This window comes from Ferrovibrio sp. (genome assembly GCF_017994015.1).
Taxonomy (GTDB): domain Bacteria; phylum Pseudomonadota; class Alphaproteobacteria; order Ferrovibrionales; family Ferrovibrionaceae; genus Ferrovibrio.
On sequence record NZ_JAGOLP010000031.1, the window covers coordinates 14815 to 40135 of the forward strand.

Sequence of the window (25321 nt, forward strand, 5' to 3'; positions counted from 1 at the left end):
GGGCTAATCCTGCGGAATGTCCGTGTCGCTTGCCGGCTCTGCCGCTGGCGCTGCTGGCGTTGCCTGGCGTGGTGCCTGCGAGCGGATCATACCGGCATAGATACGCATCAGGGCGCGCACAATCGGCGGCGCATCGGCCAGCAAAGTGTTGAAATTGTCGCTGCGCAGAATTTCCAGCGTGGCACCATTGCGCGCCACCGCCGTGGCATAACGCGGCTGCGCATCCAGCAGCGCCATTTCGCCAAAGACTTCGCCGGCACCGAGGCGACGGATCAGTGTGGCCTGGCCATTGGCATCCTCGCGCATCAAGTCCACCTCGCCGCTCTGGATCAGGTAGGCAGCATTGCCCTCGCTGTCCTGGCGAAAAATGACATCGCCATGGCCATAGGCGCGGCGATGCAGCACGCGGTTGCTGCGTTCGGAGACAATCAGTTCGGCCGGTTCCGGCTCCATCGGCGCCTTGACGAAGGAAACCCCGGAAGCGGTGCGGATATTGCGGATGAAGCTTTGCAGCAGATAGCGGGTCAGCGGCGGCCCGGCATCCAATGCGCGTTCCAGCACAGTGCGGGTGATGCGCATGCAGCGCGTGCGCGTCACAGCTGCTGCATTGGCAATGCGTGGCGCCGGATCAATCAGTGCCATCTCGCCAAACACGCCGCCATTGGAGATCACGGCCAGTTTCTTGCGTGCGCCTTTTTCGCCGGTATAGATCGCCACCTGGCCATCAATCACCAGATAGGCGACATTGCCGCCCTCACCTTCGCGCAGGATGACTTCACCGCGCTCAAAAATTACCTCGCCTTCTTTCATGGCGTATCGTCGTCACGCGCAAAAAGAATGGCCTTGGCGCGGATATCGTCCACGCTGGAAAGCAGGTCGTCGATCTTCGCTTCCAGAAGGTGTGCTGCCTGCCGTGCCAAAGTCAATTCCTCCTCCACCGCCTGCAACATCGCCTGCCGCGCTGCGCCAATCACGGCACCGTTGGGCTGGGCAGGAAAACTGACACATTTCTGCGCAAATCTGCGCACCGCCGAGACGCTGGGCAACCGCCCGAGCAGCATATCCGCCGGCAGAGCCACTACTTCCCATCCTGCCGGGCTATCATAGGCGGCAAAATCGCCATGACGGAAGCCTTCCACAAGGCGTTTTCCACTTCCAGTGTCAGGCGCATTGATCTGTGCCCGCTGCCAACCGAAAGCCAAAAATTCCTGTTCTGCCGCCTCGTTCGGCCCGCCGCTGTCGTCGTTCATCCTGTCCTTGCCTCAGTCTGACCCGCCACCGCTGCCATATTCGCCCGCAAATGTCCGGGCGACAGCGTGCCCACCACCACCGACGAAACCCCCGGCACCGCCAGCGCCGCCGCCAGCGCAGCGCCCGGCGCCTGGCTATGCCCGCTGGCCAGCGCCTTCTTAACCAGCACGCCACGCCCGCGCTGACCGGCCAGTTCGATCAGCGGTCGCTGCTCGGTTTCGTGTTCATTATAGGTCACCATCAGCAGGTCGACGCAATCGATCATTCGCATACCACCGGCCAGGCTTTTGCCGGAAAAACCGCTGAGCCGGATCAGCCCTTCGCGCTTCAATTGCTCCAATGCCGCCACAGCCGGCAGGAAACGTGCGCCGGCCTCGTCCACGCCATCGGAATGTAGCAAAACCGCATCCAGATAAGGCGTATCCAGCCGCTCCAGCGAGCGCAGCACCGAAGCCCGCACCGCTTCGGCCGAAAAATCATGCTGCGAAACGCCATGTTCAAAGTCTTCGCCAGCCTTGCTCACCAGCAGCCAATCCTCGCGCCGGCGCCCGGCTATGCGCGGCAGCAGGCGGCCCAGCCGGATTTCGGCCAGACCATAGGCCGGTGCCGTATCCAGCAAGTTGATACCCAAATCGCAAGCGGCTTCCAGCAGCGCCAAGGCGGCGGCATCATCGGGCAGGTCAAAGCCCGATGGGTATTTCACGCCCTCGTTGCGGCCAAGTTTGACGGTGCCAAGCCCCAACGGACTGACCATAAGGCCGGTATGGCCGAGTGGGCGCAGTTTCATGCCGCCTCCCGCCACGCGGCACAATCCCATGGCGCAGCAGCGATGCCGGGTGCAGGCCAATCAGCAAGCTCGATTGCCGCATCGGCTGCGGCTGGCGGCGGCAACAAGGCCAGCACCTGATCGGCCAGTTGCGGCGCCAGCGCCAGCTTGGTTGGCCAGGCCAGCAGGCAGCGACCGGCCCAATCGGCTGGCTGGCGCAAAACCGGCCCTTCCGGCTTGCTGCCGTCATCGGTGGCACCCTCGGCGCGATCCACCCGCAGGCCGGCGTAGCGGCTGTGGCTGAAATCCAGCCTGGGCAGAAGCAGGGCAAATTCGCGCCGCGCCGCCTGGATCAAGGTGGCTTCATCCTGGCTGGCGCCCTGTTCGGCCAGCAGCCCGCCGACATACCAGACCAGGCTGCCGTCGTGGCGGTGATGCGTGGTGATGGTGACGCGCGGCTTGTCGCTGGTATCGAAACAATGCGCCCAGAGCGGCGCCGGGGCATTATCCAGCAGCAGCATCTGCAATGGCCGGCGCTGCGCCAGGGTTGGCGCCAAGCCCGTCCGGGCCAGCAAGGCTTCGTTGCCGGCACCGGCCGTGGCCACCACATGGCTGGCCTGTAGGCGGCGTGGCCGGCCGTCGCCATCCAGGCAATCAAGCACCACATGATCCTCGGCCATACTCAGCCGGGTTTCGCCGTTCACCTGCTTGATCGCATCGGGATTGAGCGCCAGCAGCCGCGCCAGCAAGGCCGGCACATCCAGCACACATTCATCCAGGGCATAAACCGCGCCAACATGCTGTGGGTCGCGCAAGGCTGTGGGCCAGGCTTCCGGTGGCAAAGTCTCAACCCGACCACGCACCAGCTTGCTGCCGAAAAAACCGGCCATGCGGCTGGCCAGATTGCGCCGCGCCCAGAACAGATGCCGCTCGGCGGCCAGCAAACCAGGGCCAAGGTTTATTTCACCGCTGCCGGCCAGGCAGGCGCGCCAGCGTGCCGGCATGTCGGCCAGCGCGGCACTATCCTGGCCCAGTTTGCGGTCGATGGCATATTTCAGGCCGCCATGGATGATGCCCTGCGAAGCCAGGGTCTGTCCGGCGCCGAGCTGCGCCTGTTCCAGCAGCAGGGCGCGATAGCCACGCGCGCGCAGCCGCGCCAGCAGCCACAGGCCGGCGATGCCGCCGCCTAATATCACCACATCGAGCCGCAAGGCTCAGCTCCGCAATTTCTGGATCGTGGCCGTGGTGCTCTGGCCGGCCACCAGGCGCGAGACCTGCACCTCACCGCCATAACCCAGCACAATATCGGCGCCCACCACCTGATCGATGCCGTAATCGCCACCCTTGATCAACAGATCTGGCCGCAAACCTTGCAGCAGATGCACCGGCGTGTCTTCCTCGAACACAATCACCAGATCAACTAGGCTGAGTGCCGCCAGCAGGCGGGCGCGATGCTGCTCGTTCTGCACCGGACGTTCCGGGCCTTTCAGCTTGCGCACAGAACTGTCGGCGTTGATCGCCACGATCAGCCGGTCGCATTTGCTGCGGGCTTCGGCCAGCAGCGCCAGATGGCCGGCATGCAGCAGGTCAAAACAGCCATTGGTGAAGCCGATGCGTTCACCGCGCAGGCGCCAGCGCGCCACCACATCCATCGCCTGCGCCAAGGTTGCCACCTTGCCATCCAGACCAAGCGGATCGGGCAGGTGCAGCGCCGCGCGCAATTCCTCGGGCAGCACCACAGCAGTGCCCACCTTTGCAACCACGATACCGGCCGCTGCATTGGCGATCCGCGCCGCCTGGGCCAGCGGCAGGCCGGCAGCCAAACCCACGGCAAGGGCCGCCACCACGGTATCGCCAGCGCCCGACACGTCAAATACTTCGCGCGCCACAGCCGGCAGATGCAGCACCGGCATGGCATCACCGGCCACCAGGGTCATGCCCTGGGCGCCGCGCGTGATCAAGGCCGCATCAATGCCGCAGGCCTGGATCAGCTTGCGCCCGGCAGCTTCCGCCTCGGCATCATTGTGGCAGCCGATGCCGGCCGCCAGCGCCGCTTCCTTCTGGTTCGGCGTCACCAGCGAGGCACCGCGATAACGCGCATAATCCTCACCCTTGGGGTCCACCAGCACCGGCAGGTTGCGCTGCCGCGCCGCCGGTAGCAAAGCAGCCAGCAAGGCATCGCCCACCACGCCCTTGGCGTAATCCGAAACAATCACAGCATCTACATCTTCAAGTGCCGCCAGCGCGGTTTCGATCAGGGTCTGCGTTGCTGCCTGGGCCGGCGCGGCACTGCGTTCACGATCCACCCGCAGCAATTGCTGCTGGCCACCGATAAAGCGGATTTTCTCGGCTGTGGGCCGGGTTTCATCCACCACCAGCAACGGCTCGATGCGGGTTTGGCTCAGCGCGTCATGCAATTCATCGGCAGCGGTATCATCGCCCACCAGGCCAATCAAACGGGCGCGGGCGCCTAACGAGGCTATGTTCCGCGCCACATTGCCGGCACCGCCCGGCATCGCCAATTCGCGCTCGATCTGCATCACCGGGATCGGTGCTTCCGGCGAGATGCGCTTGACGCCGCCATACACAAAGCGGTCCAGCATCACATCACCCACCACCAGGATGCGTGCCTTGGCGAAGCTTTCGAGATCGGGGGGCATATGGTTGCTCATGCCGCTATTGCGGCGACCGCTTGGCCAGGATGCGCTGCAACGTGCGGCGGTGCATCTTCAGCCGGCGCGCCGTCTCCGAGACATTGCGGTCGCATAATTCAAACACCCGCTGGATATGCTCCCAACGCACCCGCTCGGCCGACATTGGCTCGTCAGGCGGTGCCGGATGGGCGGCATTGGCAGCGCGCAAGGCGCGGTCAACATCGTCGGCATCGGCGGGTTTGGGCAGGTAATCCACCGCGCCGGCCTTCACGGCGGCCACGGCGGTGGCAATATTGCCATAACCGGTGAGCATCACCACGCGGGCATCCTGGCGCACGGCGCGGATTGCGCTCACCACATCCAGGCCATTGCCATCACCGAGCTTGAGATCAACCACGGCATAGGCCGGTGGGCGGCTACGCGCCATCTGGATGCCGGCCGCCACACTATCGGCGGCCTGCACGGCATAGCCGCGTTTTTCCATTGCCCGCGCCAAGCGCATACGCAACGGCTCGTCATCATCCACGATCAGCAGGCTGAGGTCGGTCGTCATGGCGCCAATGTACCCGAGCCGGGCAGCGGCGCAACCCTTGCCGCGCCATCCTGCAACGCCAGCGGCAGCGGCCAATGGACGCGCACCCGGGCGCCGCCACCGGAACGGTTGGAAAAGCCCAGCGTGGCACCAGAGCGGCGCAGCAGATTGATCGAAATGAACACGCCCAGACCCATGCCGCCGGATTCGGGCCGGCTGGTGGTATAAGGCTCGCCCAAAGCCGACAGGATATCCACATTCATGCCCGGGCCATCATCCAGGATATCGATGCGCAGTGATTGCTGATCCCAATCCACTTCGGCAATCACCGTGGAACGGGCAAATTCCATCGCATTCTGGAACAAGTTGCTGAGGCCCTGAACAATTTCCGGCCGGCGCGGCAGGCGCGGCGCCTCACCTTCCTGTTTCAGCCGCACCCGGAAATCCACGCCGCTGCGGCGCCATGGCTCTGCCGCCATGGTGAGCAGGTTGGCTATGCCAAGATCGGCAAAGGTTTCGCCTTCGCTGGCACCGCTCGGTCGTTGTGACAAACGCGCCAAAATGTCTCGGCAGCGCTGCGCCTGGCTCAGCAACAGGCCGATATCCTCAGCCAGCGGATCATCCGGTTCGATCTCGCGGCTCAACTCCTTGGCCACCACCGCGATGGTGCCAAGCGGGCTGCCCAGTTCATGCGCCGCCGCTGCCGCCAGGCCACCCAGTGCCGAAACCTGCTGTTCGCGCGCCAGAGCCATCTGGGTGGCGGCCAAAGCATCCGACATGCGGCGGGCTTCCTCGGCCACCTGCCAGGCATAGGCGGCGATGAACAGCATACCCAGCACCAGGGCAACAAAGGCGCCGGCCTGATAGGCCTGCGGCAGGGTCAGGCCCGGTTGGCTCCAGGGCAGCGGCAGATGCCACACCGCCAGCAGGCCGGTAATCGTGAAAGCCAGCAGGCCAAGCAGCATGGTGGAGCGCAGGCTGAGGATGGTGGCCGAGATGGTGACCGGCACCAGCACCAGCAGGGCAAAGGGATTCTCCACACCGCCGGTCAGAAACAGCAAGGCGCCAAGCTGAACCAGGTCAAAAGCGAGATAACCGGCGGCGCCACGCTCCGACAGCCGCTTGGCGGTTGGGTAGACCAGGAACAGCATCACATTGAGCGCGGTGGACAGCCCGACCACAATCAGCGACCAGCCCAGCGGCAGGCTGAAGCCAAGGCCAAAATGCACAAACAGCAGAGCCAGCAACTGGCCGACAATGGCAATCCAGCGCAACAGCACCAGGGTTTGCAGCCGCACCCGGCCCGGCGCCTGCTCCATGGCGCGGCGCCGCAGCAGCATGCGGCGCAGCAGGCGAGCCAGTGGCTGTAGCAGATTCACGCCATCGCCTCATGCCAGAGCCGGTCATTGCCCCGGATCAGCATGTTGGCGGCAGCCGGTCCCCAATCACCCGCAGCATAGGGCAACGGTGCCTCGCCGCTGGCCTGCCAGCCTTGCAGGATCGGTTCAATCCAGCGCCAGGCCGCTTCCACTTCGTCGCGACGCATGAACAGCATCGGATTACCGCGCACCACATCCATCAGCAGGCGTTCATAGGCTTCCGGCTGGCGGCCGGAAAAGGTCTCGGCAAAACTGAGATTGAGCGGCGCGCGGCGTAGCCGCATGCCGCCAGGCCCCGGCACTTTGGTCATCATATGCAGCTCGATGCCCTCATCCGGCTGCAACCGGATCACCAGCCGATTACCCACCACATCGCGCGCCGCATCGCGGAAGATCAGATGCGGCACGGCGCGGAACTGGATGACAATCTCCGAGCGCCGCATCGGCAGGCGTTTGCCGGTGCGCAGAAAAAATGGCACATCGGCCCAGCGCCAATTGTCGATCTTGGCCTTCAGCGCCACGAAGCTTTCGGTACGGGTGGCAGGATCGCCCACTTCCTCAATGTAACCCGGCACCGGCTGGCCAGCCATCTCGCCCGCCACATACTGCCCGCGCACCGTGCGGCTCTGGGCATGCCGTGGCGCAATCGGATGCAGGGCTTGCAGCACTTTGAGCTTTTCGTCGCGCACCGCATCAGCGGTGAAGCTGGCCGGCGGCTCCATCGCCACCAGGCAGAGCAGTTGCAGCAGATGATTCTGCACCATGTCGCGCAGGGCGCCGGATTGGTCATAATAACCGGCCCGCTTTTCCACGCCCACGGTTTCAGCCACCGTCACCTGCACGTGTTCGATATAGCCACGATGCCACAGCGGCTCGAACAGCGCATTGGCAAATCGCAAGGCCATCAGATTCTGCACCGTCTCCTTGCCGAGATAATGGTCGATGCGGAAAATCTGCTGTTCGGGAAAAACCGCACCCACGGCATCATTAATTGCATTGGCCGAGGCCAGATCATGGCCAATCGGCTTTTCCATCACCACGCGGGCAAACGGCCCGTTCAGCCCGGCAGCCCCCAGATGCTGACAGATCGGGCCAAAAAACCGCGGCGCCACCGCCAGGTAATGCAATGTGACCCGACCGGCGCCAATACCGGGCGCCTCAGCCAGGGCGGCCGCCAGCCGGGCATAGTCTGCGGCCTGCTCCACATCCAGCGCCACATAATGCAGCCGGGCGGCAAAACGCTGCCAATCCGCCTCGCGCCATTCGCCGGCCGGCAGAAAGTGATGCAGAGCCTCGGCGGCATGGTCGCGGAAGGCTGCCGCCGACATCGCACCACGGGCGACGCCGAAGATGCGGCAATCCGGTTCCAGTTGTCCGGCAGCGTCACGCAAATACAGCGCCGGCAGCAGCTTGCGCATCGCCAGATCGCCGGTGGCGCCAAACACCACCGAGTCGAAGGAGAAGCTGCCGCTTGGGTTGGCCATCAATCACACCTCGATCAATCTTGGATACTACCCTGTCATGTTGCGGCATCACCTTCAATTCCCGACTCTGGTGTTCAGCGCCAGGGAATCGACACCGACTCGGGATGCGACTCGGGAAATTCTTGTGGATAAGCCCGAAAGCCGGATTGACCGGAACGGCCGCAAAGTGCTTACTCCATTTAGCGTCTTGGTCCGAATACGGGGGCTATATATGGTGTGGACTGACGAGAAAGTTAAAATGCTCGTGCAACTCTGGGAATCGGGTCAATCGATCACCCAGATCGGCAAGGCATTGGGCATGACCCGCAACGCGGTGGTCGGCAAAGCGCATCGCATCGGCCTGGCCAAGCGAGCCTCGCCGATTGTGCGCAGTGACAAACCGGCACAGGCCAAGCCGGCCCATGCCGCGTCATCGCATGGCAATGCCGGGCATGCTCCGGCGGCGCATAGCCCGGCAGCCCAGAGCCATGTCGCGCATGCTGCCCGGTCAAGCGCCGCGCATTCGGCCCCGGTTCAGCCGGCGAGCCATGGCTCTGCCGCTGGCGAAAGCCATGCCGCCGCGCCAGAGCCTCGCCACAGCAACGAGAAACCAGCACAGCAGCTTTCGGCTGCCATGCTGGCGGCGCTGACGCCCAGCACCGGCCCGCGCTGCAAATGGCCAATTGGCGACCCGAAGAGTTCGGAATTCGATTTCTGCTCGAAGGTGGGTTTGCCCGGCAAGCCCTATTGTGCCGAACATTGCGCCATGGCCTATACCAACTGGAACCCGGAAAGCGCGGTGGAATCGGTCAAGGCCGCCAACGCCGCCTGATCCAGGCCGTCCTTGTAAAAAAAGCCCCGGCAGGTATGTCCCGCCGGGGCTTTTTTTTAGGTAAAGCAGTTGATCATCCAGGGGGTGCCGTAGCGGTCGGTAAACATGGCGAAGCGCTTGGCCCAGAAGGTTTCCGCCAACGCCATATGCACCACCGCACCCTCTGCCAAGGCAGCAAATACCCGCTCGGCTTCGGCCACACTCGCCAGCGTGATATTGACCGAAAAGCCCGCCGGTGGCTGATATTGGTCGCCGGGCGCATCGCCGGCCATCAGGATCGTCTCGCCCAGATTGACGCAGGCATGGATGATCTTGTCCTGCTGCTCTGGCGGAAATTCGGCAGCCATCGGCGTTTCGCCATGGGTCATCATGGCTTCCACCTTGCCGCCCAGCACTTCGGCATAGAGGGTCATCGCCTCGCGGCAATTGCCATTGAACGAAAGATAGGGATTGGTCTGCATCGCGGCCTCCTGTTTATTGCCTTGAACCAACTCAACTCAGGGCACGCAGATCGGCGCGCAGGATATCCGGCCCGCCCTGGCGCAATAGATCGTCAACCACGCCATGGGTTTCGCGCCAGATCGGCAGTGCCCGCACCAACAGGTCACGGCCTGCCTCAGTCAGGCGCAGGCGGCGGCTCCGGCGATCATTGGGGTTGACCAGAATTTCCAGCAGCCCGCGCCGCTCCAGCGGCTTGAGGTTGGCGGTCAGGGTGGTGCGATCCATCGCCAGCAATTCCGCCACCGGTGCCATCGGCGGCGGCTCGGGCCGGTTCAGCGCCATCAGCAGCGAGAATTGCCCATTGGTCAAATCCAGTGGCCGCAATGCTTCATCAAAACGCCGCGCCAGCGCCCGTGCCGCGCGCTGCACATGCAGGCACAGGCAGGTGTCGCGCACCATGATCGTTGCCGTATAGGGCAATGGATTTGCGAGCGATTCTGTGGGTTGGGCGACGGCCTTTGACATGCGGCAATTATGTTGATATCAACGTTTACGTCAAGGCTTGGCGTCACTTGTGGACAGACTGGGTCAGAATACGCGCATCCAACAAGATCAAAAACCAAAGGAGCAACGGGATGAGTTATGTGGATGGTTTCCTGCTGATCGTGCCGACCAAGAATCTGCCGGCCTACAAGAAGATGGCCAGCAAAGCCGGCAAAGTGTGGATCGAACATGGCGCGCTGGATTACCGCGAATGCGTCAGCGACGACCTGGACGTGCCGTTTGGCACCCCCTTCCCCAAGCGGCTGAAGCTGAAGCCGGATGAAAGCGTGGTATTTTCCTGGATCGTCTACAAATCGCGCGCACAGCGCGACAAGGTGAATGCCAAGGTGATGAAAGACCCGCGCATCGCAGCGTCCTGCGATCCGAACAACATGCCATTTGAGATCAAGAAGATGAGCTATGCCGGCTTCAAGACCCTGGTGAAGGCCTGAGCCTGTTTGACCTGCGGCAGCCACAACCTCAAATGCCACAAATGGCAGGCGATTGTGGCTGCTTCAAAAATTACAATTCTTTCGCATCAAGCTTGCGGCGCACATCACGCAGCTTGCTCTGCAAATCCTGCAAATGCGGATTGGCGGCCAGGGCGCGGCGATAGGCACGCAGGGCTTCGGGCAGGTTATCCAGCCGCTCCATAATGCTGCCCAGCCCGGCCAGGGCGCCAAAATGGCGCGGCTCCAGCTTCAGCGTGCGCTCCACATCGGCCACCGAACCGGCATAGTCGCCGGCCAGGAAACGCACCGTGGCGCGCTTGTTGTAGCCTTCGGCAAAATCCGGCTTCAGCTCGATCATGGCGGTGAAAATCTGGTCGGCACGCTGATATTCACCCTGATTCATCAACAGGGTGCCGGATTGCAGCAGGCTGTCCAATGTATCGGAACCGGAAAGGCCCCAGCTTTCCCAGATTTTGCGCTCAAGCTGGCGCGCTTCAATCGGGTTCTGGGTTTCGTAGAGTTTCTCGAATAGCAGATCGAGCGGTTCCGCTGCCCGTGCCGGCAAGGCCGGCAGCAGCAGGATAAAAGCGCAGAACAGGGCCATAACGATCCGCATAACCTGAATTTAGGCCGATGCCTGGTTTCCGGCAAGCGGGAATAAAACGCGTTCCGGATTGTCTCACCTATAGAGGGCAGGATGCTTCAACCCTCTACAGGACAGGAAACAATCATGAAAAAGACCACACTTTCCGCCGCTTTTGCACTGGCCCTGCTGCTTGCCGGCTGTGCTGGAGCGATGGCGCCAGCGACGACAGGCAGCAGCGCTCTCGGCAATGTGTTGACCGACGCCAAGGGCATGACGCTGTATACCTTCGACCGCGATGCCACACCCGGCAAATCGGCCTGCAACGGCCCTTGCGCCACCAATTGGCCACCGCTGATGGCAGCCACCGATGCCAAGCCGATGGGCGACTGGACTATCATCACCCGCGATGATGGCGGCAAACAATGGGCCTACAAGGGCAAGCCGCTTTATGCCTGGAGCAAGGATACCAAGCCGGGCGATACGACCGGTGACGGTTTCCTCAACAATGCCTGGCATGTGGCGCGGCCCTGAGGCAAGCTGCCGGCCCGGGCATCGAGTCCGGGCCGGAAAGCCCCATGTTGCCATTTCGACGCTCCCCGCCGCATCTCCTGGAAGCGGAAATTCCCCGCCTGCGGCGCTATGCACGCGCGCTTTGTCGCGATTCCGGGCTGGCCGACGATCTGGTGCAGGATTGCCTGGCCCGCGCCCTGGCTGCCTGGACGCAGAAACGGCCCGATGGCGCGCTGCGACCCTGGCTGTTCAGCATCCTGCATAATGGCTGGGTCAACAAATTACGCCGCGATGGCAGGCGGCCCGATGGCTATGCCCTGGATGAAACCGAGGATGGCCCGGCGGTGAGTGGCGGCCAGTTCGAACGGCTCGAATGGCGCGACATGACACTGGCACTCGAGCGCCTGCCGGAAGCGCAGCGCAGCCTGTTATTACTGATTGCGGTGGAAGGCCTGAGCTATGAGGAAGCGGCGCGGGTGCAGGATGTGCCGATTGGCACCGTGATGTCGCGCCTGACCCGCGCACGTGAACGCCTGCGGCAATTGCTGAACGGCGATAGCGATGCCGGCCCACGCAATCCCGGCTTGCGGAGAGTGAAATGAGCGAGCGACATGACGGCATCGACGAGGCCATGCTGCATGCCTATGTGGATGACCGGCTGAGCGCCGCCGAGCGCGCCCGGGTGGAAGCCTTTCTGCAACGCGATGCCGGCGCGGCCCTGCGTGTGGCAGCCTGGCAACAGCAGACCGCCGCCCTGCGCGGGCATTTTGCGCCGCTGCTGGACGAGCCGGTGCCGCAGGCCATGCTGGCTGCTTTGCACCGCCGCCCGGCCGGGCCATGGCAACGTGCGTGGCAAACCACGCGCCGTCAGTTGCCGCGCATCGCCGCTTTGCTGGTTGTGGCGGTGCTCGGCGCCGGACTGGGCTGGTGGGGCCGTGGCGCACTGCCCAGCGGCGCCGGCACACCGCTGCCGCGCGAAGCGGCCCGCGCGCATCTGATCTATACGGCAGAAGTGCTGCACCCGGTGGAAGTGGCTGCCGCCGAAGAGAAGCATCTGGTGGCCTGGCTGTCGAAACGGCTGGGCACGCAGTTGAAGGTTCCGCAACTGGCCGAAGCGGGCTTCAGCCTGGTTGGCGGCCGCCTGTTGCCAGCCAGTGGCCCGGTTGCCACAAGTGGCGTGGCCGCACAATTCATGTATGAAAACAAGCGCGGCGAACGGCTGACACTATATGTGAGGGCGGGCGAGAGCGGCACCGACACAGCGTTTCATTTCAGCGAGCAGCAAGGCGCCGCCGGCTTCTACTGGGTGGATGGCGGCTATGGTTACGCACTGCTGGGCGGCCTCGACCGCAACCGCCTGCTGCCTATTGCCCGCATGGTCTATCAACAACTGAACTGAGCTTCACTTGCGCTTGAGTGTGAAGGCGCCGGGGTCGAGATGATTGCCGCCCGGCGCCGCCACCGCAATCCGCTCGGCCCAGCTATGCATATCGGGTTCGGGCCGGCCAAACAGCCAGCCCTGGCCGTAATCAATACCAAAATCGAGCAGCAGGCGGGCCTGATCCTCGGTCTCGATCATTTCGGCCACAGTACCGATCTTCAATTCCTTGCACAGCCACACCATGCCGCGCAAAATAGCGCGGTCGCGCTCCTTTTCGCGCGATTGCAGCGCCTTCACATAGGCGCCGTCGATCTTGACGAAATTCACTTCCAGCGCCTGCAAATACGGGAAAGACGCAGCGCCGGCGCCGAAATCATCGAGACAGACGGCATGGCCGTCCTGGCGCAACTGCCGCACCGCATTGCCGGCCAGCACCAGATCGGTGATCTGCGTCGATTCGGTGATCTCGAAGATCAGTTGTTTGCGCAGGTCGGCATCATGCGCCAGCAATTCACGCAGCGCGCCGATGAATACAGTGCTTTCCAGGCTATGGCCGGAAAGATTGACCGCCACTTCCGGGTATTGACCACGCTTGCGCGCTTCATGCAGTTCATCCACCACGCGCTGCACCACGGCCAGATCAAATTCGCCGATCAGATGCACACCTTCGGCCAGCCGGATGGTCTCGAATGGCGACTGATCGTCACCAAAACGCACCAGGGCCTCGTAATGATGCAGCTTGCGATCGGAAAGCGCCACAATGGGCTGAAACACCATCTGGAAATCGCGCTGGCTGACGGTGGAGCGCAGCGCGCGCACCCGCGACACGGTTTCCGACAACAAAAGCTTGAGGCTTTCCTCGGTATTGCGGAACGAAAGCCCGGCCGCGCCCTGGGCAGCAAAACGCTGCACGGCAAAGGCCATCGCCGAAGCCGCATCCTCGTCGCTCATGCCCTTGGTGTGTAGATCCAGCGTGGCGCCCTGCACCCCAAGGGCCTGCGCTGTGGCGGCGGCCGGATTGGCCTTGGCCACCAGCTGGCGCACTTTCTCGGCCATCGCCGCCTGATCGACGCTGCCGGCATGCAGGATGGAATATTTCTCGGCATCAATCAGCCCGGCAGTATCGCCGCCAATCGATTTGGAACGCAGCAAGGCGCCAACATCGCCCAGCAAGGCGGCCTGTTGCGCCGGCGGCAATTCCTGGCTGATCTGCTTCAGGCCAACAATTTCCAGCAGCGTGATCTTGACCTCTGACCCCAATTCACGCGCCAGCTTAAGCCGATCACCAGCCCGTTCCTCAAAATCCGCAGCGGTCAGCAAACCGGTCTGATAATCGCGCTTGTTCTGCAATGCCGCTTCGGCCATCGGCAGGCGGGCGGCGGATAGGGTCAGATAATACCGCCCCTCGCTGCGCGGCAGGCAGCAGCCGCCCAGCACGCATAATACTGCCGACTGACCGGCTGCCGCTGCGGCAAGCCGGATCGTCACCGGCTCGATGCGGCTGCCGATGCCCAGCGAGGCGAGCAGATTGAGCAGGAAATGCCGGTCTGATTCGTCAATCAGCGGCCCGAGCTGGCGGCCAACCAGTTCCGCTGCGTCAACGCCGAGCAATTGCCGACCGGCGCCGGAGGCATAGGAAATGCGGCCATCCTCGGCCACTTCCAGCATCAGATCGGCGGCGGAAAAGGCAAAGGCAACAAACCGGTCGCGTTCCGCGCGCATGTCCCTGGCTGCGCCGCCGCTCATACCCGCTTCCTTCGCTCGCTGTGCATGTTCGCTTGGTGGTGGTGACGCCACTGTGCCAGACAAGGCGCCCGCCAGCAACATGGATAGGCGCGTTCACGCTGTTGAAACGCCGCCCGCAGCAACTTAGATTAGATAGCATCAAAACATCGGGCCGGCCTTTCGGCACCGCAGGGAGGGACATTCATGACCGCGCCATTCTGGGAAAAGTCGTATCCTGAAGGGGTGAAGTGGGCGCTCGATATTCAGCCCAAGCCGATCTGGAGCATTCTGGATGAGGCGGTGGCGAAATTCGCCCCCAAGCCATTCCTGGAATTCATGGGCAAGAAACTGACCTATGCCGCCGTGTCTGATCTGGTGGACCGTGCCGCCAAGGGGTTTCAGGCTCTGGGCGTCGGCCCTGGTGTGCATGTTGGCCTATTCCTGCCCAACACGCCGCATTATCCGATCCTGTTCTTCGGCATTCTCAAGGCCGGTGGCCGGGTGGTGAATTACAGCCCGCTCGATGCCGAACGCGAGCTGCGCTACAAGATCGAGGATAGCCAGACCGACATCATCTGCACGCTCGACCTCAACGCGCTGTACCCCAATATCGCCAAGATGCTGGGCACCACGCGGCTGAAAAAGGTGGTGGTGGGCGGCCTGCCCGACGTGCTGCCCTTCCCGAAGAATTTCCTGTTCCCGCTGCTCAAGGGCAAGGAAATCGCCAATGTGCCGAAGGACGACCGCCATGTGCGGTTTTCCGACCTGGTGGCCAATGACGGCCGCTACACGCCGCATGCGGTGAAAAACCCGGCCGACGAAGTGGCGATCCTGCAATATACCGGCGGCACCACCGGTGTGCCGAAAGGCGCCATGCTGACCCATGGCAACATCACCGCCACGGTGCAGATGTATTGCTCCTGGACGGCACAGAACAAGGCGCTCAATCTGACCGATGGCGAAGAGCGCGCCTTGATGGTGCTGCCGATGTTTCACATCTACGGCCTCAGTGCGGTGCTGCTGCGCATGATGGTGCTGGGCGCCGAGATGGTGCTGCATCCGCGCTTTGACCTGCAAGCCGTGATCCAGGATCTGCATAAGAAGAAGATCACCATCTTCCCCGGCGTGCCGACCATGTATGCCGCCATCATCGGCCTCAAGAACATCAAGGATTACGATCTTTCAGCGCTGAAATTCTGCGCATCCGGCGGTGCGCCGCTGCCGGTGGAAGTGCAGGACAAGTTCGAGGAACTGACCGGCCACAAGATGATCGAAGGCTGGGGCATGACCGAAACGTCGCCGGCCGGCACTCAGACGGTGTATGGCGGCCAGCGGCGGCGCGGCTCCTGCGGCCTGCCGCTGCCGGGCATCACGATGGAGATCGTGGATGTGGAAGACCCGCTCAAGGTGCTGGGCATTGGCGAACGCGGTGAAATCTGCATCAAGGGCCCGAATGTGATGAAGGGCTACTGGAACAAGCCGGAAGCCACCGAGGAGGCTTTTGCCGGCGGCCGCTTCCATACCGGCGATGTGGGCTATATCGACGAGGATGGCTATATCTTCATCGTTGACCGCAAGAAGGACATGATCCTGTCAGGCGGCTTCAACGTCTATCCGCGTAATATCGAGGAAGCCATCTACGAGCATCCCAGCGTGGAGGAATGCACCGTGATCGGCGTGCCGGACCAGTATCGCGGCCAGTCCGCCAAGGCCTTCATCAAGCTGAAGCCGGGCGCGCCGAGTTTTGATTTCGAGGCTCTCAAGAGCTTCCTCAAGGACAAGCTCGGCAAGCATGAAATGCCGGTGGCGATGGAAATCCGCGAAGCCCTGCCCAAGACCCTGATCGGCAAATTGTCGAAGAAGGAATTGGTTGAGGAAGAGAAGAAGAAGTATGAGGCGGCGCAGAAGGCCACAGGCTGAACCCGACTTGCGCAACCACCTGACATACGGCGGCGGGCGCAGGCTTGCCGCCGTTTTGTTTTGTGCCCTGCTGCTGGTGGCCGGCACCGCCTGGGGCCGCGAACCGCCGGACCAGCGCCACCCGCGCCACCTGCAACCCGGCCCGCCGGACCCATCGCTCTATGACTTCAAGCCGGCCAGTTTTCCTGCCGGCTTGCCGGCGATGGCGCCGCGCGGCCCAGCCGCCGCCAAGGGCCTGGTGATCTGGCATCATGGCCGCAGCCTGAATGACGAGGCGGTGGCCATAGCGCCGCCGGTGCTGTGGCTGATGGCCAGCGAGGGCTGGGATGTTTATGCCCAACATCGGCTCGGCACCCATGACGTGCTGAACGTGGCCCTGCGCATCGTCGGCGCCGGCCTGGATGCCGGCCGGGCGCTGGGTTATCGCCGCATCCTGCTGGCCGGGCAATCGGTCGGCGGCTGGCTCGCCCTGGGCGAGACGGCGCGGCGCGACCAGCCCGGCCAGGTGCGGCCCGAGGCTGTGCTGGCGCTGGCCCCGGCCGCCTTTGGCATGCCGCATGAACGGCCGGACTGGCGCCGCAACGATACCGGCCTGCGCGATATCTGGGAGGTGATGCGCGGCCGGCAGGTGGCGCTGATGCTGGCGTTTTTTGCCGATGACCCCTTTTTCGAGCGCAGCGAGCCGGCCAGCCGTGGCCCCTGGGCGCAACGCCGGCTGCGCGAACTGGGCCTGCCCGCCCTGGTGCTGGACCGCCCGGCGCCGGAGGTGCTGCATGGCCATAGCGCAGGGCTGACCCTGCCCTTTGCGCGCCGTTTCGGCCCCTGCCTGGTGCTGCTGGCCGAGCAGGGCAAGCCGCCGCCCTGCCAGGATGGCGAGCGCGCCGCCATCACCACCTTTGGCCTCACCGCCGCGGCGACCAGTGCCGCAAGCGATGCCTGGACCGGCCTCTGGCAAGGCACCAGCGGCGAAGGCCGCTATCTGCTGTTGCAGATCGGCCCGGCCCGGCCCGGCCAACCGCAGCGCGACGCCGTGTATGGCATTGGCCGCAACCTGAGCAATAGCGTGTCGCAACAGGCATTCAGCCTGACCAGCGAGGGCAACCGGCTGCGCTGGGCCCAGGGAACCCAAAGCCTGGACCTGCAACGCCAACCGGATGGCCGCCTGCGGCTGCACCTGCAAAATGGCAACCAGCCGGCCGCCGAAAGCTGGCTGCGTCGCCTCGACTAACCGCGCCAGTTCATCAGCACCAGGCCGGCGCCCACCGCCATGGCGGCGAGCAGCCGGCGCGGCCCGAAGCCTTCGCCCAAGAGCAGCGCACCAATCGCCGCCGCGAAGATCACACTGGTTTCGCGTAAACTGGCGACATGCGCCGCGCCGCCCTTGGTGAAGGCCCACATGGCGATGCCATAACCCAGCGTGGCCACCACGCCGCCGGCCAGGCCACGTTTCCAGCCGCGCCGCGCCGCCGAGAGAAATTCCGTGCCGCGTGTGGCAAAGGCAAACACCGCCACCCAGGGGCCTTCAACGATATTGAGCCAGGCGATATAGGCCATTGGATCGCCGGCTGCGCGCACCCCACGGCCGTCAAACACCAGATAGCCGGCAATGGTGCAGCCGGTGAGAACGGCATAAAGCAGCGCATGGCGCCGTTCGGCCGGGCTGCCGCGATACGGCCCGAAAGCCAGGCTGGCAATGCCGAGCGAGATGATACAGGCGCCCAGCATCTCGCGCCCCGATAATGGCTCGGCAAACACCAGGCCGGAGAGCAACGCCACCGCCAGCGGCCCCATGCCGCGCGCGATGGGATAGACTTGGCTGAGATCGCCATGGCGATAGGCTTTCAGCAAACAGGTATAATAGGCGCAATGGATCAACGCCGAGCCGCAGAGCCAGCCCCAGGCCTCGGCGCCCATGCCGGCGCCGAATGGATCGTTGGTGAAGGGCAGCAGGCACAGCCCCATCGCCACCCCGGCCAGCATCACCAAAGCCATGCTGGTCTGCCGGTCGGTATCGGATTTCACCACTGCATTCCAACTGGCATGCAACAGCGCGGCGAGCAGCACAAGCGCCGCTACAACAGGATCGAGGGCCATGGGAAATGCGTGCGACGCTTGTGTTAAGGATTATTGCGAGACGATGACGATCATGCCACGGTAACAAAAATCCGTCATTACGGATCATCATCGTGATTGGTCTAGTTGCAGGAGGGAAAATCCCATGGGCGCGTTCACCCATCTCACCGCCGAGGACGGCCATCGTTTCAGCGCCTATATCGCCGAACCCAGCGGCAGCCCGAAGGGCGGCCTGGTGGTGGTGCAGGAGATATTCGGCGTCAACAGCCATATCCGCAGCGTGGCTGAAGGCTATGCCGCCGAGGGCTATTACTGCGTGGCGCCGGCCTTGTTTGACCGCGTGCAGCGCGATGTGGAACTGGGCTACAGCGCCGAGGACATTGCCGCCGGCCGCGAGCTGCGCGGCAAACTCTCCTGGGCCGATGTGCTCAAGGAAACCAACACCGCCATCGCCGCCGCCAGCCAGGCCGGCAAGGTGGGCATGGTGGGCTATTGTTTCGGCGGCTCGGTCACCTGGCTCGCCGCCTGCGCCGCCACCGGCCTGGCGGCGGCCAGCGGCTATTACGGCGGCAACTGGGCCGAACTGGCCGAACAGGTGCCGGCCTGCCCGACCCTGCTGCATTTCGGCGCCAAGGACAAGATGATCCCGCTCAGCGTGGCCGAGGGCATGAAGGCGCGCCATCCCAGCATCGCGGTGCATAGCTATGATGCCGATCACGGCTTCAACTGCGACCAGCGCGGCAGCCATGATGCCTTCGCCGCCGCCCTGGCGCGCCGCCGCACACTCGGGCTGTTCGAGGCGGTGCTGTAGGGCGGGCTGTAGGGCTGCGGCTTCAAGGCTCACCAGGGATTTGGGGGTCTGGCGTCAGGCTCCAGCCCGGCCCCATCTCCTGGCCCCAATATTCCGGCATAATCGGCACAAACAGGCCGTGGTAATAGAGCGCTTCGCAGCCCTCCGGCACCACTTGCGGCGGCTTGGCCGCTGCTGCCCGGCGCTTCATATCAACATCCTGGGGCTTCGCGGCGGCTTCCCAGGGCTTCGCGTCTGTTGCGCCCGGCTTCGTGGCGCTTCCCGGACATTCCGGGGTTTTTGTCACAGGCATGGGTGACGGCGAAGCTGGCGCCATGGCCGCGCGGAACTCGCGCCGCGCGGCGACCACATCGCGCATGATCTGGTTGGCGCTCAGCAGCGCCTGGCTATTCTGTCGCTCATTCTCCAGCCGCGCCGCCGCCTTGCGGTTTGGCGCCGTGGGCCGCCGCGCCGCTGCCGCCAGTTGCGCGCCGGTCACCTCGGGCAAGGCCGCCACCAGGCGTTCGATGGTTTCGGGCGCCAGATCGGCGCGGGTTAACAGCGCCTCGGCATGGCTGCGGCGCAAGGCCTGCATCCGCAGGCCATGCAGCAGGCGGTTGCGCTCGGCTTCCTTCTCCACCATGCCACGGAAAATCGCGCTGGCTTTCAGATGGCGCCAAACCCGCGCCTCGTCACAGCCTAACGCCTCGGCCACCTCGCCGGCCGGCGTGCCGGCAGCCAGCAGCTTGGCCGCCCGCGGCCAGTCATAACGCCGCGGTGACGCCCGGCCCGACAACCGCACCGGCTCGCGGCGCCAGGATGGCCGGGATTGGGTGGCTGCGGTGTCGCTGGCGAATGGCTCATCACCCGACGGCGGAGCGGCTTCGGCAACACGCTGTTTGGGAAAAATCATCGCGACCTCCATTTTCATGGCCGGCCAGGATAGCATATTTTTGGAACATTAGAAGAACGAATAAATTCCTAAAAAGCCCAGGACTTGGCATCAAGACAGCAGATCAGCCAACCGTCCCATCCTGTTCGTCATGCCCGGGCTTGCCCCACGACTGCCCGGTTTAATTTTTGTCGGAGCGTCGAAAGACGCGGCATTGCAGAGGTTTTGGAACTTGGTGCCTTGACCAGACACGAAATCAGCGCTGCTGGAATATCGCGGCGCTCAAATCCACCACCCTCTCCATCGTCATGCCCGGGCTTGACCCGGGCATCCCATTTTACCAGGAATTCAGCCATATTATTGCAAAACGGGATGCCCGCTTTTGCGGGCAAGACGATCTTTTCTTGAGGCTTAAAGTGCAACCCAGCCTGTAATGATCTGGTCAGGATCATCATCAATGCCGGCCGTTAGTGCTGTCATTCGCTGCATATGCGCGAGGGTAAGCGGATAAACCTTTTCCTCGGGCCGCAATCCGAGGGCAAGGCGAACCGCTTTTGGCAAAATGGCTGGCTGGCCGCGCCCCAGATCAGCGCCTGTATCAAAGATTGTCATGTGGCCTGATAGCCCAGGCACCAGAATGCAGCAAAGAAAATTGTTTACGGGCTGCCTTGTATTCCCCGCCCTTGCTCGTCATACCCGCGAAAGCGGGTATCTCATTAATCTCATTTTTAATTGGTTTTTCAGCAAAAATGGGATGCCCGGGTCAAGCCCGGGCATGACGCATAGGGGAGGTGTCGATCCCTGCCCCGGCAAGACAAAGCCCCCTGCCCCGCGCCCTTCACGCCCTGCTACTGAATTCCAGAAACACGCCATGCGCCGCTTCGGCTGGCACCAGCACGGTGCCATCGAGGGCGCGGGCGTGCTCAATGCCCTGGGCGCTGAAATAGCGCGCGGCCGCTTCCGGGTTATGCACACGCAGGCGCATGCCGGCGATATAGGGCGTCGGGCGGCTCTCGTCATGCTCCAGATCGGGGAACAGCGTGGCGAGATCAGTGGGGGTGACAAACAGCACATGTTCGCGGCCAACCCGGGCGGCGATCATGCGATCGGTGCGCACCGCGCTGCCGGCGCCGAACAGGGTTTCATAAGCCGCTTCGGTGGCAAGCGGATCATCGCAGACCACAACGCAGCCGGCGAGATGCGTGGCGCCATTGGGATGCAGCAGCCAAGCCGGCTGGCGCAGCAATTCGGCCGAGAGATGCTGACAGACAAACATCGAAACCGGCGGCGTGGCATGGGGGGGCAGATGCACCAGGGCAAAGGCCGGCAACACAATGCCATCGGGCAACTGCAATTCGCGCTTCAGGCTTTGCACATCGGAGGGATTGAGGCCGGCGGCGGCAAAGGAAGCGCGGGTGGCTTCGGCATCGTCGCTGCCGAGCACAATCTTGTGCAGCCCCTCGCCCTTGGCGGCCAGCATCTCTTCCAAGCCGGCGGTGAAGCCGCCCGGCTCTGCGATGCCGAGCAGTTCGATGTAATTGGCGCCAAACATGATGCAGTAATTGCCGGTGGCCCAGCCGATATGGCGGCCGCGCGGCGTGATGCTGAAACCCAGCCGGGCATAGGTTTCGCGCGCCGCTTCAAGATCGCGCACAGTGACGACGGTATGGTCGATGCCGGTGAGAAAATGCGCCATGCCGCCGCCCCTGTTTACGCGGATTTACTGAATCAGTGGCCGTCAAACTCGCACAGAGCCAGCACCTTGACGCCGAGCGCTTCAAGCCGCTTGCGGCCGCCCAATTCCGGCAGATCAACGATGAAGGAACCGCCGATCACGTTGCCTTCGTAATGCCGAATCAGCTTGATCGCCGCTTCGGCGGTGCCGCCGGTGGCAATCAGATCGTCCACCAGCAGGATATTCTCGCCCTTGGTGATGGCATCAACATGGATTTCCATCGAATCGGTGCCGTATTCAAGCTGGTATTCCTGCGCCTTGGTCTGGAAAGGCAGCTTGCCGCGCTTACGCACCGGCACAAAGCCGATGGAAAGCTGATGCGCAATGGCGCCGCCGAGGATGAAGCCGCGCGCCTCGATGCCCACCACCTTGTCGATGCGGGTGCCGGCAAAGGGCTGCACCATTTCGTCGATGGTCTTGCGGAAGCCGCGCGCATCCTGGAGCAACGTGGTGATGTCGCGAAACATGATGCCCGGCTTGGGATAATCCGGGATGGTGCGAATCTTGTCCTTGATACCCTGCATAACTGGCAATCCTTGTCGGCTTAACGGTTGAGAATGCGGCCGGCCACCGCATCGAGTTTGCGCAGCACAGCCGGATCGCGCTTTTCCGGCGCGGTGATGAGAGCGTTTTCCAGCGCGGTGTCGCAGCCCTGATGGCAATGCTCGGGCCGGTCCTTGAGATACTTCACCGCATGCGCCACCAGCGACTGGCCCTTGGAGGCATTATCCAGCAGCACGCGGATCACCGAGGCCACATCAACATGATCGTGGTCCGGATGCCAGCAGTCAAAATCTGTCACCATGGCCACGCTGGCGTAGCAAAGCTCGGCCTCGCGCGCCAGCTTGGCTTCCGGCGCGTTGGTCATGCCGATCACGTCACAGCCCCAGCTCTTGTAGAGGAAACTTTCCGCCTGGGTGGAGAATTGCGGGCCTTCCATGCACAGATAGGTGCCGCCGCGCTGGGCGCTGATGCCGGCATCCTTCGCGGCCTGTTCCAGCGCGTCGCCGAGGCGATGGCAGACCGGATGCGCCGCCGAGACATGCGCCACCATGCCGGTGGAGAAGAAACTCTTCTGGCGCATGAAGGTGCGGTCGATGAACTGGTCCACAATCACAAAGCTGCCCGGCGGCAGATGCTCCTTGAACGAGCCGCAGGCCGAAACCGAGATCACGTCATGGCAGCCAACCCGCTTGAGCGCATCGATATTGGCGCGGTAATTCACTTCCGAGGGCGAATGGCGGTGGCCACGGCCATGGCGGGGCAGGAAAACCAGCTCGGCGCCTTCCAGCTTGCCAAACAGCAATTCATCCGACGGATCGCCCCAGGGGGTGGAAACCTTGCGCCATTGCATGTTGGTGAGGCCGGCCATGCCATAAAGCCCGCTGCCGCCCAGCACGCCGATACGCACCGGATCGCCGGGCTTGGCGATATAGGGCTTGGTCCAGGCGATTTTGCCGGCCGAAGCTTTCTTGGCCGGGGTTTTCTTAGCCGGGGCTTTCTTGACGGCCGGCTTTTGGACAGCGGCTTTTTTCACCGCAGCCTGCACCACCTTGGCGGCCGGCTTTTTCGCCGCCTTGGCAGCGGGCTTTTTGCTCGCCGGCTTTTTCACGGCCTTCTTTGCCACCTTTTTCACTGCTTTCTTAGCCTGGGCCATAGCTGGCTCCCCCTGTCGGAATCGCGGAAAAGTCGCGGCAGACTTAAGCAAACACTGCCTGCTCATGCAATAACAAAGCCGGGCAATAAAAAAGGCCGCCCGGCAAGGCGGCCTTTTTCAAAAATCACCCGAGCATGCCGGGCTTACTTGAGATCGGCCCAGACCCGCTTCTTGGCGGCAATGAACAGGCCGGTCAGGATCAGCAGGAAGATCATCACCTTGAAGCCGAGGCGCTTGCGCTCCTCCAGCTTCGGCTCGGCGGTCCACATCAGGAAGGCCGAGACATCACGCGCCATCTGCTCCACGGTCGCCTTGGTGCCATCGGCATAGGTGACCTGGTCCGGATTGAGCGGCTGCGGCATGGCAATCTGCTGGCCGGGGAAATACTTGTTGTAATGCAGGCCCTCGCCGAGCTGGAAACCGGCCGGCGGCTGGCTGTAGCCGCTGAGCAACGCAGCCAGATAATCCGGGCCCTGGGCGCGTGCCTTGGCGATCAGCGACAGATCCAGCGGATAGGCGCCGCCATTGGCCGCCCGCGCCGCCTTCTCATTCGGGAAGGGCGACGGGAACTTGTCTGACGGCCGGCCCGGGCGCTTGAACATCTCACCCGAATCATCCGGACCATCGGTCACTTCATAGGTCGCCGCCAGCGCCTTCACTTCGGCTTCCGAGAAGCCGATATCGCGCAGGGTGCGGAAGGCGACATATTTGGCGGCATGGCAGGCGGCGCAGACTTCCTTGTAAACCTGGAAGCCACGCTGCAATTCGCCACGGTCGAAGGTGCCGAAAGCGCCGTCGAAGCTCCATTTCTGCTTCGGGGCCGGAATCTCGTCGCCGGCGGCCAGCACGGCCGGGGCGGCAAGGGCGAAAGCCAGGGCCGCAATGGCAGCACGCAGGGTCTTCATGGGGCTATCCTTGCGCATGAGGCTCACTCCGCCGCCGCTGCTGCCGCTTTGGGCAGCACGGGTTCACTGATCGAGGCCGGCAGCTTATCCGGCTTCTCGAACCAGCCGACCAGCGGGAACAGCACCAGGAAGTGCAGGAAGTAATACACGGTGCAGACCTGGCCGATGATCAGCGGCAGGCCTTCCGCCGGGCTGCCGCCGGAATAGCCGAGGCCAATGCAGGCGATCAGGAAGATCCAGGTCAGCCACTTGTAGGTCGGGCGGAACTTGGCCGAGCGCACGCGGCTGGTATCGAGCCAGGGCAGCAGGAACAGGATGGCGATGGCGCCGAACATCAGCAGCACGCCGCCAAGCTTGTCCGGCACCGAACGCAGGATGGCGTAGAAGGGCAGGAAGTACCATTCCGGCACGATATGCGCCGGCGTCACCAGCGGGTTGGCCGGAATGTAGTTATCCGGATGGCCCAGCATGTTCGGGGCGTAGAACACGAAGAAGGCGAAGAACAGCAGGAAGACGCCAACGCCGACCGCATCCTTCACCGTGTAATACGGGTGGAACGGGATGGTGTCCTGCGGGCCCTTCACATCGATGCCCAGCGGGTTGTTGGAGCCATGCTGGTGCAGCGCCAGGATGTGCAGCAGCACCACGCCGACGATGACAAACGGCAGCAGGTAATGCAGCGAGAAGAAGCGGTTCAGGGTCGGGTTATCGACCGAATAGCCGCCCCACAGCCAGGTGACGATCGGCTCACCCACGCCCGGCAGAGCCGAGAACAGATTGGTGATCACGGTGGCGCCCCAGAAGGACATCTGGCCCCAGGGCAGCACATAGCCC

The 25321-nt window shown here is 63.4% G+C and carries 29 protein-coding genes; 8 read left to right on the forward strand and 21 right to left on the reverse strand.

Translation table 11 applies throughout. The features are described from left to right. Nucleotides 1–3 precede the first annotated feature (3 nt). The 8 genes from KBB36_RS14235 to zwf are packed head-to-tail and all read right to left on the reverse strand — an operon-like array spanning nt 4 to nt 8066. Nucleotides 4–810 carry a cyclic nucleotide-binding domain-containing protein gene (locus KBB36_RS14235; protein ID WP_290982084.1) on the reverse strand — a complete coding sequence of 269 codons (807 nt, stop codon included), beginning with the start codon at nt 808–810 and terminating at the stop codon, nt 4–6. Further along, a complete protein-coding gene (locus KBB36_RS14240) occupies nt 807–1250 on the reverse strand; it encodes a hypothetical protein (protein WP_290982087.1) in 444 nt (147 codons plus the stop codon). The genes KBB36_RS14235 and KBB36_RS14240 overlap by 4 nt, the downstream gene beginning before the upstream one ends. Beyond that, the gene (locus KBB36_RS14245; protein ID WP_290982090.1) at nt 1247–2038 is read right to left on the reverse strand and encodes an aldo/keto reductase; all 792 of its coding nucleotides are present in this window, start codon (nt 2036–2038) and stop codon (nt 1247–1249) included. Before KBB36_RS14245 ends, KBB36_RS14240 begins: the two co-directional genes overlap by 4 nt. Further along, nucleotides 2035–3228, reverse strand: coding sequence for an FAD-dependent oxidoreductase (locus tag KBB36_RS14250; protein WP_290982093.1), 1194 nt, complete (start codon nt 3226–3228; stop codon nt 2035–2037). Before KBB36_RS14250 ends, KBB36_RS14245 begins: the two co-directional genes overlap by 4 nt. A 3-nt stretch (nt 3229–3231) precedes the next feature. After that, a complete protein-coding gene (gene hldE, locus KBB36_RS14255; protein WP_290982096.1) occupies nt 3232–4677 on the reverse strand; it encodes a bifunctional D-glycero-beta-D-manno-heptose-7-phosphate kinase/D-glycero-beta-D-manno-heptose 1-phosphate adenylyltransferase HldE in 1446 nt (481 codons plus the stop codon). Between the two features lie 16 nt (nt 4678–4693). After that, complete coding sequence (locus KBB36_RS14260; protein WP_290982099.1) at nt 4694–5224, reverse strand: ActR/PrrA/RegA family redox response regulator transcription factor; 531 nt, start codon at nt 5222–5224, stop codon at nt 4694–4696. Beyond that, entirely contained in the window at nt 5221–6582 is a 1362-nt protein-coding gene (locus tag KBB36_RS14265) for an ActS/PrrB/RegB family redox-sensitive histidine kinase (RefSeq protein WP_290982103.1), read from the reverse strand. Before KBB36_RS14265 ends, KBB36_RS14260 begins: the two co-directional genes overlap by 4 nt. Further along, nucleotides 6579–8066, reverse strand: a complete 1488-nt coding sequence (gene zwf, locus KBB36_RS14270; protein WP_290982106.1) for a glucose-6-phosphate dehydrogenase — start codon at nt 8064–8066, stop codon at nt 6579–6581. Before zwf ends, KBB36_RS14265 begins: the two co-directional genes overlap by 4 nt. Before the next feature lie 211 nt (nt 8067–8277). Here zwf and KBB36_RS14275 point away from each other — a divergent pair, with 211 nt between their 5' ends. Then, nucleotides 8278–8877 (forward strand): GcrA family cell cycle regulator, encoded by a 600-nt coding sequence (locus KBB36_RS14275; protein WP_290982109.1) that lies wholly within the window; start codon nt 8278–8280, stop codon nt 8875–8877. Between the two features lie 56 nt (nt 8878–8933). Here the strand turns inward: KBB36_RS14275 and KBB36_RS14280 are convergent, their stop codons facing one another. Continuing rightward, a complete protein-coding gene (locus KBB36_RS14280) occupies nt 8934–9338 on the reverse strand; it encodes a VOC family protein (RefSeq protein ID WP_290982112.1) in 405 nt (134 codons plus the stop codon). 31 nt (nt 9339–9369) lie between these two features. Continuing rightward, nucleotides 9370–9777, reverse strand: a complete 408-nt coding sequence (locus tag KBB36_RS14285; RefSeq protein ID WP_290982115.1) for a MarR family transcriptional regulator — start codon at nt 9775–9777, stop codon at nt 9370–9372. A 176-nt stretch (nt 9778–9953) separates the two neighbouring features. On the opposite strand from KBB36_RS14285, the gene KBB36_RS14290 reads away from it, so the two are divergent. Next, nucleotides 9954–10313 (forward strand): DUF1428 domain-containing protein, encoded by a 360-nt coding sequence (locus KBB36_RS14290; protein ID WP_290982118.1) that lies wholly within the window; start codon nt 9954–9956, stop codon nt 10311–10313. A gap of 70 nt (nt 10314–10383) precedes the next feature. On the opposite strand, the gene KBB36_RS14295 is transcribed toward KBB36_RS14290, so the two are convergent. Next, on the reverse strand, nt 10384–10917 hold the full coding sequence (locus tag KBB36_RS14295) for a tetratricopeptide repeat protein (protein ID WP_290982120.1): 534 nt from the start codon (nt 10915–10917) through the stop codon (nt 10384–10386). 126 nt (nt 10918–11043) lie between these two features. Between KBB36_RS14295 and KBB36_RS14300 the strand changes: the two genes are divergently transcribed. The 3 genes from KBB36_RS14300 to KBB36_RS14310 are packed head-to-tail and all read left to right on the forward strand — an operon-like array spanning nt 11044 to nt 12808. Beyond that, nucleotides 11044–11430 (forward strand): hypothetical protein, encoded by a 387-nt coding sequence (locus tag KBB36_RS14300; RefSeq protein ID WP_290982123.1) that lies wholly within the window; start codon nt 11044–11046, stop codon nt 11428–11430. Nucleotides 11431–11474: 44 nt separating this feature from the next. Then, nucleotides 11475–12011 (forward strand): RNA polymerase sigma factor, encoded by a 537-nt coding sequence (locus KBB36_RS14305; protein ID WP_290982126.1) that lies wholly within the window; start codon nt 11475–11477, stop codon nt 12009–12011. Further along, nucleotides 12008–12808 carry an anti-sigma factor gene (locus KBB36_RS14310; RefSeq protein ID WP_290982129.1) on the forward strand — a complete coding sequence of 267 codons (801 nt, stop codon included), beginning with the start codon at nt 12008–12010 and terminating at the stop codon, nt 12806–12808. Before KBB36_RS14305 ends, KBB36_RS14310 begins: the two co-directional genes overlap by 4 nt. A 3-nt stretch (nt 12809–12811) precedes the next feature. On the opposite strand, the gene KBB36_RS14315 is transcribed toward KBB36_RS14310, so the two are convergent. After that, complete coding sequence (locus KBB36_RS14315; RefSeq protein ID WP_290982133.1) at nt 12812–14536, reverse strand: EAL domain-containing protein; 1725 nt, start codon at nt 14534–14536, stop codon at nt 12812–12814. A 183-nt stretch (nt 14537–14719) separates the two neighbouring features. Here KBB36_RS14315 and KBB36_RS14320 point away from each other — a divergent pair, with 183 nt between their 5' ends. Next, nucleotides 14720–16435, forward strand: a complete 1716-nt coding sequence (locus KBB36_RS14320) for a long-chain fatty acid--CoA ligase (RefSeq protein ID WP_290982136.1) — start codon at nt 14720–14722, stop codon at nt 16433–16435. 55 nt (nt 16436–16490) lie between these two features. Beyond that, the gene (locus tag KBB36_RS14325; RefSeq protein ID WP_290982138.1) at nt 16491–17663 is read left to right on the forward strand and encodes an alpha/beta hydrolase; all 1173 of its coding nucleotides are present in this window, start codon (nt 16491–16493) and stop codon (nt 17661–17663) included. Here KBB36_RS14325 and KBB36_RS14330 read toward each other — a convergent pair. Continuing rightward, nucleotides 17660–18529: a DMT family transporter gene (locus KBB36_RS14330; RefSeq protein WP_290982141.1), complete on the reverse strand. Its 870-nt coding sequence runs from the start codon at nt 18527–18529 to the stop codon at nt 17660–17662. The two genes, KBB36_RS14325 and KBB36_RS14330, sit on opposite strands and share 4 nt — an antisense overlap. Before the next feature lie 124 nt (nt 18530–18653). On the opposite strand from KBB36_RS14330, the gene KBB36_RS14335 reads away from it, so the two are divergent. Continuing rightward, nucleotides 18654–19319 carry a dienelactone hydrolase family protein gene (locus KBB36_RS14335; RefSeq protein ID WP_290982144.1) on the forward strand — a complete coding sequence of 222 codons (666 nt, stop codon included), beginning with the start codon at nt 18654–18656 and terminating at the stop codon, nt 19317–19319. 22 nt (nt 19320–19341) lie between these two features. Here KBB36_RS14335 and KBB36_RS14340 read toward each other — a convergent pair whose 3' ends face one another. From KBB36_RS14340 to KBB36_RS14375, 8 genes are all read right to left on the reverse strand, one after another. Beyond that, nucleotides 19342–20211 (reverse strand): hypothetical protein, encoded by an 870-nt coding sequence (locus KBB36_RS14340; protein ID WP_290982147.1) that lies wholly within the window; start codon nt 20209–20211, stop codon nt 19342–19344. 128 nt (nt 20212–20339) lie between these two features. After that, nucleotides 20340–20645 (reverse strand): hypothetical protein, encoded by a 306-nt coding sequence (locus tag KBB36_RS14345; protein WP_290982150.1) that lies wholly within the window; start codon nt 20643–20645, stop codon nt 20340–20342. Next, nucleotides 20602–20802 (reverse strand): hypothetical protein, encoded by a 201-nt coding sequence (locus KBB36_RS14350; RefSeq protein WP_290982153.1) that lies wholly within the window; start codon nt 20800–20802, stop codon nt 20602–20604. Before KBB36_RS14350 ends, KBB36_RS14345 begins: the two co-directional genes overlap by 44 nt. Before the next feature lie 226 nt (nt 20803–21028). Beyond that, complete coding sequence (locus tag KBB36_RS14355) at nt 21029–21886, reverse strand: VOC family protein (RefSeq protein ID WP_290982156.1); 858 nt, start codon at nt 21884–21886, stop codon at nt 21029–21031. A gap of 32 nt (nt 21887–21918) precedes the next feature. Beyond that, nucleotides 21919–22449, reverse strand: a complete 531-nt coding sequence (locus tag KBB36_RS14360) for an adenine phosphoribosyltransferase (protein ID WP_290982159.1) — start codon at nt 22447–22449, stop codon at nt 21919–21921. 20 nt (nt 22450–22469) lie between these two features. After that, nucleotides 22470–23357: an S-methyl-5'-thioadenosine phosphorylase gene (locus KBB36_RS14365; protein ID WP_290982168.1), complete on the reverse strand. Its 888-nt coding sequence runs from the start codon at nt 23355–23357 to the stop codon at nt 22470–22472. A 368-nt stretch (nt 23358–23725) separates the two neighbouring features. Next, nucleotides 23726–24487, reverse strand: coding sequence for a cytochrome c1 (locus KBB36_RS14370; RefSeq protein WP_290982162.1), 762 nt, complete (start codon nt 24485–24487; stop codon nt 23726–23728). Nucleotides 24488–24510: 23 nt separating this feature from the next. Then, on the reverse strand, nt 24511–25321 hold an 811-nt coding region (locus KBB36_RS14375; protein ID WP_290982165.1), incomplete at its 5' end, for a cytochrome b N-terminal domain-containing protein.